Raw genomic sequence first — 8546 nt, 5'->3', positions numbered from 1 at the left:
AACAGGCACGCCCGGCACACCGTCGGGCGTGGACGGAGGCGAGCACGTGGCACGGGTCGGGAACGAAGAGCGGCGATACCGGATGGTCTGGGCCGCGGGGGAACGCAGCGTCACCGCCGACGACCCGGCGGCGCTGCTGGCCGACCTGATCCCGGGATACCAGGCCGTGCCGGAGGGGAGGCGTCGGGCGGTCCGGACGGAGCACGCCGAGCTGTCCCTGCGGCGGATCCAGCGACGGGTGCTCGACGCCTACGACTCCTTCGACTGCGATTCGGAGGAGATGCAGGTCCTGCTCAACGACCGCGCCAACCGTCGGGTCCCGCAGCGGTGGTCGGCCCCGGTGCCGCTGGTGCTGATCGACGCGCACTTCGCCGAGGCCGGCGCGGAGCGCCCCCGCGAGGCGGGTGGGCGGATCATCTGGCTGGAGACCGAGGACGAGGAGTCCTACGTACGTTCCCTGGCCGTGGCCGGTGAGATCTTCCTGGTGATCCGGCAGGACGCCGTCGGCGTGGCAGCGGGTGGGCGCAGCGGCCCGGCCGTCGGGGCGGCGGTCGGATGACAGTGCCGGAGGTGCCGCGACCACGCACCGCGCGGCCGGGAGTCATCCCGAGACGGCGGATGATCGTGGGCCGTACGGCGCAGTTGGACGCCCTCGACGCGGCCCGTGCGGCCGCCGCGACCGGTGGCCGCTTCGCACTGGTCCGAGGTCCGGCGGGCAGTGGCCGCACGTCGCTGCTGGACGCGGCCGCGGGTGCCTGGCGTACCGCCGGGGTGGTGGTGCTCCGGGTGGCACCTGCCGCACCGGGCGACACCGCAGCCGGCTTCGCGGCGCTGCTGAACGCCGTTCGGGACAAGTACGAGCTACTGGCCGACCCGCCGCTGGCCGGCCCGCTGAGCGCGCTCGGTGCGCTCTGCGACGAGCCAGCCGGCGCGCACGCCGGGCGTGGCATCGCGTTGGCCCAACAGGCCGCCGCCGCGTTCGCCCTGATCGGCCGGCGGGCGCCGACGGTGCTGATCGCCGACGACGCCGGCCCGGCGCTGGCCCCGGCACTGGCCGCCGCGGTCCGCGCCGGTTGCCTCGTCGTGGCCGCCGGCACGCCCGGCGACGGCCGACTCGGCACGCTCGCCGACGTCGTGGTGGACCTGCCGCCGTTGAGCGCCGACGCCGTGCGCGGGATGCTCGCGCGCCGGTACGCGGTGCCGCTCGACGACGCGGTGCCCTCGGCCCTGTCCACCGCGCTCGGTCCGCTGGCCGGGCACCCCGGCACGGTGCTGGAGATCGCACACGAGTTGACCCGGGCCGGGCGGCTCGCCGTCGTGCGGGGGCACCTGTGCCTGCTGGACCCACACGCTCCGATCGCGCTGCCGACGGACCACAGCCTGCTCGCCGCGCTGCGGGCGCGCGGCCCGGTCGCCGTCCGGCTGGCCACCATGGCCGCCGTCACCCGGTTCGGCATCGACGACCTGCCGCTGTTCGCCGACGCCACGCGCGGCCGGCTGTCCGACTACGGCTGGATGATCGACGAGCTGATCGACGACGGGCTGCTCGTCGCCGGGCCGCAGGGCGAGATCGTCCCGCAGAGCCCGGCGCTCACCGCCCGCCTGATCACCGACGCCGGCCCGGACGCCGTGGCCCGCCTGCACCGCGCCTGTGCCGCCGCGATGTTCCGTCGGGCCGCGTCCGGCCGGCCGGCGGACGGGGCGGCCCTGGCCGACCAGGTCACCTCGGCGGGCATCGCCCTGCCGGTCGACAGGCGTACGGCGGTGACCCTCGCCGCCACGGCCGACGAGAACACCGACAGCGCGCCGGACCGGGCGGCGCACTGGCTGCGCGCCGCGCTCTGGCACTCCGGCGGCGGGCGGGCCGGCGATGACATCCTCGCCCGGCTGCTGCGGCTGCTGGTGCGCACCGGCCAGGTCGCCCGCCTCGGCGAGGTGGTGGACACGGCGATCCATCGAGGCCACGGCGCGTCGTCCCGGCACGCCGCGGACCTCGTGGCCGCCGCCGCACTCGTCGCAGTGCACACCGGAGAGCCGGTGCCCGCCACCGTCCGGTCCGCTCTGCGGGGAGCACCGGCGGCCCCGGCGACAGTGGTCTTCGCCGACTGGTGGCGCACCGGCGTACCGCCCGCGCCGTCGATGCCGCCGGCAGCCCACGCGGACACCGGATCGCTGCTGCACCCGACGGAACTCGGCGTCCTGGCCGACGCCGTCGGCCACGGCCTGGCCGATGCCGGCCCGGCGACCGAGGAGCTGCTGCTGGCCGGCGAGACGGGGGACCTGGCCGCACTCCTGGAGCTGGTCCTGGGTCCGCACCGCTATGGCGTGCCGAAGGACGGGCTCCTGTCGGCGTACCACCGGCTGCACACCTGCCAGGCCGACGGCGACCTCTCCGGCGTGCTCTCAGCCGCCCGTGAGCTGGACCTGACCGGCGCCGAGGCGCCCCTGCCGCGCTGTCTCGCCCGGCTCTGGGCGGCCGAGGCGCTCGGCCTGCTGGGTCGCGCCACGGAGGCGCCCTCCTGGCTGCGCTCGGTCCCGGACGACCCGCCGTACGCGGCACTTCGCTGGTGGGCCGGGAACGGGCCGGCCGGGGAGGCCCAGACGGCGCAGGAGGCGGGCCGGCGGTTGGGTGACGGGCGGCGGGCGTACGAGAGCCACCTGCACCACGGCAGTCGCATCGGCGTCGAGCACCTCCTGGTACGCGCGGCGGGCCTCGCGGCACGGTTCGGTCTCGGCGAGCAGATGGCCTGGTTGACGGCGGTGGTCGACGCCGACGCGGCCGAGCCTCGGCGTCGGCTCAGCAGTCAGACGACGCTGCTGATCCAGGCGCTGTGCCGGGGTGACGAGAACGCCGCAGTACGCGGTGTCGACCTCGTCCGTGCGGGTGGGAACCGCCTCGCCCTCGCGTACGCCTGTCTGGCGCTCGGCCGGGTCGCCGAGGACCCTCGGCCGTGGCTCGTCGAGGCACAGGCGGTGGCGAAGACGATGACCTCAGGTTGGCTGCGGTCCGCCGTCGCCGCCGTGATGCGGGAGCGTGACGTTCGCCAGCCCCGCACCCGTACGCCCCGGACGGGGTTCAGCCCGGTGGAGGCGCGCATCATCGAGTTGATCGGTCACGGACGGACCAATCGGCAGATCGCGGCGCAGGTGCGGATCAGCGAGAAGACCGTCGAGAACCACCTGACCCGGCTCTTCGCGCGTACCGGCTGCCGCTCGCGTGTCGAACTGGCCGCGGTGAGCCTCACCACGGACATCCTCGGCCCGGCGTCGTGAGCGTCGCGGTGAACCTCCCGCTCGACCTCGACGGGCCCATCCTGACCGTGCTCACCGGTCCCGCCGGCATCGGTCGCACCCATGCGCTGCGCACGGTGCGCGACGCCGCCGCGCAGGCCGGCAGACCCGTACTCGACCTGCGGTTGGCGCCGGAGTGTCGGCACGACGCGGGGTACCTCGCCGGGCGGATCCTCGCCGCGCTCACCCCGACCCCCACCCGGCTGGCCGCCGGTCGTGGCCACGCCCTCACCGGCGAGCCACCATCGCACGCCCTCTCCCGCGTCCTGCGGCGACACCCCGGTCTGGTGCTCCTCGTCGACGACGCCCAGTGGGCCGACGCGGAATCCGTCGAGGCCCTGCGGAGCGTGTTGCACGAGGTCTACCCGGTGCCCGTACGGTGCGTCGCCACAGTGCGTGCCGACTCCGTCGGTGCCGACCCGGACCAGGTGGCCGCCTTCGACCGCCTGTGCCAGAGCGGGCTCGTGCGGATCGAGCGGCTGCGGCCGCTGTCCCGTGCCGACGTCGACGCGCTCGCCCGCCAGGCGTTGCAGGCGACACCACACGACTCCCTCTCGACGCGGCTACGCCGACTCAGCCGGGGGGTGCCCGCCGCGGTGCTGGCCGTCGTCGAGGGTTACCGCGCCTCGGCGGCCCTCCGGATCGTCGAACGCCGCGCCTACCTGACCGACGCGACAGGCGCACCCCGGATCCCCGCGGAGCACGACCTCACCCGGCCGGTACGCCAGCTGGGTCCGGCCACCCACACTGTCGCCCGCGCCCTGGCAGTGCTCGAACCGTTGGGCGCGGCCGTCCCCGAGCTGATCGGGCAGGCGCTCGACACCACACCGGAGCAGGCACGCCAGCACCTGGATGCCCTTCGCGCGGAGGGTTCCGTGCGGGAGGATCGGCGCGGCTGGCGGATCCGGGTGCCCGCGTTGGCACTGGCCCTGCGCGCGGGTCTCGGCCCCTACGAACGGCGTCGGCTCGCGCAGGTGGCCGTCGAGGCGCTCTGGTCGGGCACCGCCCGTTGTGCGGATCCGGCGTACCTGCCGGATCAGCTCGCCGCCGCCGGTGGCCTGGTCGACGCCGAGCGGGCGGCGGCACTGCTGCGCCGGCACGCGGACGACGCGGCGGTACGCGCGCCAGTCGCGGCGGCCCGCTGGTGGGCCGGTGCGGCCGACCTCAGCGGCGATCCCGCGGACCGCGCCGAGGCCATGCTGGCCCGAGCCGTCGCCGAGTTCGGCATCGGCCGGTACGCCGTCGCCCAGGCGCAGGTGCGTCACCTGCTCGGCGAGTACGCCGGCCTCCTGCCCGACGCCGCCCGGCAGGAGGCCGAACTGCTCGCCCTCGCCAGCGCGCGTGGCGCGCGTGCGGCCCCTGACGTGCACGCCGTCGCGGCCGGCGAACCGTGGCTGCCCGACGGTCCGGTGCCGACCCGGACGACCCGGGCCGCGGCGCTCTGCTTCCTGGACCGCTGGGCCGAGGCCGCGAGCCTGCTGCCGGCCGACTCGACCCACTCCGACAGTGAGCTGCTGATCGGCATGCCGACCACCGCCGACACCGGCGGCGGCCCACTGGCCGATGCTCCGGCCGGCGACGGCTCGGCCGGCGGCGTCCCGGTGGCCGGCGCTTTGGCCGGCGGCGTCCCGGTGGCCGGCGCTTCGGCCGGTGACGGCTCGGGCCTCGGCGGGTCGGTTCGGGGCGCTGCCCGCCGACGTTTCGCGGACACCGTCGCGCGGGTCAGCCTGGCGGCGGTCGTCGGTGCGCTGGACCGGGCGGACAGTGCGCTGACACAGGCCGGTCTGACGGTGGCCGACCTGCCGGCGCCCGAGCGGTGCCTGGTGCACTGGCGCGCGGGCCGGTGGGATGCCGCGAGCGACGCCGCGCTGCTCGCCATCGCAGCCGATCTCCCCGTGACCCGCCCGGTGGCGCACAGCACCGTGCACCGGGCGGCGGCCGAGATACTGCTCGCCCGTGGCTGGCCGGTGCGGGCCCGGACGCTGCTCGACGCCGCCCGCGCCGACGCCGCCCCGCTGCCGTACCTGCTGGCACCCGTGGCGGCCGAGGCGCAGTGGATCCTCGGCGACCCGCCGGCCGCCGAACGCGTCGTCGGCGACGCCCTGGCCGCCGCCACCCGGCACGGGCTTGTCGTCGGCCTGGACGAACTCTGGCTGCTGGCCGCGGAGTTCGCGATCGAACGCGGCGACGGCGGGGCCGCCCGCACGGCCGCCGAGTCCGCCCTGGCGACGGCGGACCAGACCACCGCCATCGGCGCCCTGCGGGTCGCCACCGCCCAACTCATCGTTCGACCGGACCGGGTGCGGGCCGGTGACCTGGTGGCACTGGCCCGGATCGTCGGTCAGCCCCACGAGGTGGCCAGGGCGATCGAGCGGGTGGTCCGCTGGACCGGTCGGAGCGTCGAGTTGTTGGGTGAGGCGTACGAGATCCTCGGCGACCTGGGCGCGATCCTGCACCGGTCCCGGGTCCGCCAGGCGATGCGCGACCATGGCATCACGGTGCCGGGACGGGCGCAGACCCTCGCCGAGGGCGAACGGTTGCTCGCCGCCCTGGTCGCGGAAGGGCTGTCGAACCGACAGTTGGCCGCCGCCACGCAGAACAGCGCGAAGAGCATCGAGGGGCGGCTCACCCGACTGTTCCACCGCACCGGCTACCGGTCCCGGGTGGAGTTGGCCACTGCCGTGCTGCTCGGTGACTACCGCATCGGCTGAGGACGCCACAGCTCCGGTGCGGGCCGACGCCCGAGGAGGTCCGGCAGAGCCAGGTCGACTCGTTTCGCCCGCTGCCGCCAGCGCCCGCCGTCGGTGTGCGGCACCTGCTCCACCCGGGTGTCGTCGTAGGAGCCCGACGGCAACAGCAGCGTCACACCGTCGGCCACCACCTCGGGCAGGCGCGACCGGACCGAGGTGTGGGGGGCGAGCGCGGCGGCGCTGGCTCGCGCGTCGATCGCCCGGCCCGCCGCCACCCGAAGACGTACCAACAGGTGTCCGTCACGCACCGGCGGTCGGCCCTGGTGCAGCGGCAGGAAGTCGTCAGTCGGCTCGTCACCGGCGGCCGGGATCAGCGCCCAGACGCCGGCCCCCCGCCCGCCTCCGGGCCAGCGCACCACATCGTCCGGGAGACCGTCCATGCCGTGTCGGGCTCCGGTGCAGCGCAGCACGACGTCATGGCCGGGCAGCTCGGTCTCCTCCTGTGGCCGCCCGGTGTCGTCGATGTCGTAGCCCGCCTGTAGCCGCGCCTGGTCGAGCCAGCCCGCCGGCAGCAGGAACCTGCCCGCCGCCCCGGCGGCACCGTGGACCAGGGCCGCCGGTAGGTCACCGACCCGGTCCAGGTCCACCAGGCCGCCGGCCTCGACCCGCAGGCACAGCAGATGCTGGTACGGGTGGGCACGGGCGACCCGCTCGCCGTCGAGGTCGCCGACGAGGAACAGGTCGGCCGACGGCACACCCTCGACCGCGACCCGCTGCGGCGACCACGGGCTGGCCAGCCAGACCCGCACGGGTTCGGCGTTCACCTCGGGCCGGTCCGGCAACCACCGCAGACCGTGTGGTCGGCCGCCGGGTGCGGGAACGGTCAGCGCGGGGCGCGGGCTCGGTGCCGGCAACACCCGCTCGGGCGACGGCGCCGCTGCCGCCTGCTCAACGGGCGACAACCCGTCTGGCGGCGAGGCGGGCGACGGCCCCGGCGCGGGCGTCGACGCCTCGCCAGTGCCCCGCCGACGTGGGATCAGCCAACCATCGTCGTTGCGCCACCGACCGGTCTCGGCCCGCAGATCCGGATCGGCGGCCCGCAACCAGCGCGCCGGGCGTCGCTGCTCGTCGACGGCCCGGGCCAGGCCGTCGCGGACCACGACGACGGCGCCGGGGGCCAGTGACCAGATCTCGACGCCGAGGTCCGCCTCCAGAACGCCCAGGTGCTCCCGTAGGCCCTCGGTCCACTCGTCGGCCACCGGGGTCAGCAGTTGGAGGTCGGCGCCCTGCCATCCGGCGTTCGTCAACAGTGCCCGCAACTCGACGGCGCTCACCGCGAGGTGGCTGCCATCGGAGTGGCGCAGAGCGAGACGCCCTCCGTCGAGAATGGTCAGGTCGACGAGTGTCATGCCCGGCTCGGCCGACAGGTCGGCGTACCGTTCGAGGAACGGGACCTCCGACGGCCGTTCCGAGCTGATCAGCGCCACCCCGCCGGCGGCACCGACAGTGGGTCCGCCGGCGGGCATGAGCCGCCCGTCGCGATCGGCCGCGAAGCGGGACGCGCCCGGCGCGTGCGGGGGGCGGTATTCCCGCCAGCGGGCGACCGCGCCGGAGCGGTCCCGGGCGGCCAGGTCCAGGCAGCCGCGCAGCAGCACCGCCTCGCCGCCGATCTCGGGGGTCCACACCGTCGCGCCGGTCGCCTCGGCCAGAGCCGTCACCTCGGCGTCGAGGCGCGCGCACTGTGCGGGGTCGTCCGGCCAGCGTAACCACAGGCGCAGGTCACCGCCGTACAGGAACGTCGCGGAGAGGGCCGCTGCCACATCCTGCCCGGAATATCGGCCCGGCCTCTCCCCGGCGGCGTCCTGCCGGTACGTCGAGAGCCGGAACTGGCCGGCGCGGGTCGCGAGGGCCACCGTCACCAGGTCCGGATGACCGACGCCGAGCCGGGCGGCCGCGGCCCGGCGTACGGCGAAGTCCTCGCGGTTGGCGAACTCCAGGCCGCCCGCCAGCGGCAGCGTCGCCAGCCCGCTCCTCGGCAGCACCAGGCCATCGGCCAGGTCGAACCACCCGGGCCGGGTGGTCTGGAGTGCGGTGGGCTGCACCAGGACCCAGTCGACCACCGCCCCGCTGACCCGGTCGACAGGGACCGCCTCGGCCGGGCCGGCGTGGCCCGGGCCGGTCCGGCGTCGCACTGTCGCCCCGCTGGGCGCGACCAGAACGTCGCAGCCCAGCGCGGTGGCGACCTGCCCGAACAGGGCCGCGTCACGGGCACCGTCGTCGACGAGGACGCGAAGGTCCCGCCCCGCGACTCCGAGCGCCCGCGCGCAGCCGGCGACGTCCTCCGCGGTCAGCGCCGTGGCGTCATCCGCTGGCCGGGCCAACCCGCCGTCCTCGGTGCGGACCAGCACGAGGTCGCACAGGCCGTCGACGGGTAGCGGCAGGTCCACCGGGGGAGCCTGCCCCGGGCCTGCACCGAGCGTGCGCTGTCGGCTGGGTCGCAACGTAGTCCTCGCTCTGTGTCCCGCCTCGGGCCGGCACCGGCCGCGAGGCGTCCATTCTGGGCGT

The 8546-nt window shown here is 76.0% G+C and carries 4 protein-coding genes; 3 read left to right on the top strand and 1 reads right to left on the bottom strand.

All coding sequences use genetic code 11. The annotated features are described in order from the left end of the window. The first annotated feature begins 46 nt into the window (after window positions 1-46). From AB0A95_RS19595 to AB0A95_RS19585, 3 genes are read left to right on the top strand one after another with little or no spacing between them, the layout of a single operon-like run. Window positions 47-559 (top strand): hypothetical protein, encoded by a 513-nt coding sequence (locus tag AB0A95_RS19595; protein ID WP_357557165.1) that lies wholly within the window; start codon window positions 47-49, stop codon window positions 557-559. A gap of 11 nt (window positions 560-570) precedes the next feature. Beyond that, window positions 571-3273, top strand: a complete 2703-nt coding sequence (locus tag AB0A95_RS19590) for a LuxR C-terminal-related transcriptional regulator (protein ID WP_357557164.1) — start codon at window positions 571-573, stop codon at window positions 3271-3273. Then, the gene (locus tag AB0A95_RS19585) at window positions 3270-6002 is read left to right on the top strand and encodes an AAA family ATPase (protein WP_357557162.1); all 2733 of its coding nucleotides are present in this window, start codon (window positions 3270-3272) and stop codon (window positions 6000-6002) included. The genes AB0A95_RS19590 and AB0A95_RS19585 overlap by 4 nt, the downstream gene beginning before the upstream one ends. On the opposite strand, the gene AB0A95_RS19580 is transcribed toward AB0A95_RS19585, so the two are convergent. Beyond that, on the bottom strand, window positions 5987-8428 hold the full coding sequence (locus AB0A95_RS19580; protein ID WP_357557160.1) for a hypothetical protein: 2442 nt from the start codon (window positions 8426-8428) through the stop codon (window positions 5987-5989). The genes AB0A95_RS19585 and AB0A95_RS19580 overlap by 16 nt on opposite strands. Between the last annotated feature and the right edge of the window lie 118 nt (window positions 8429-8546).

The organism is Micromonospora sp. NPDC049230, from assembly GCF_040647875.1.
GTDB lineage: Bacteria > Actinomycetota > Actinomycetes > Mycobacteriales > Micromonosporaceae > Micromonospora.
Note: the sequence above shows the minus strand (reverse complement) of the source record. Positions and strands in the feature narration are given on the sequence as shown.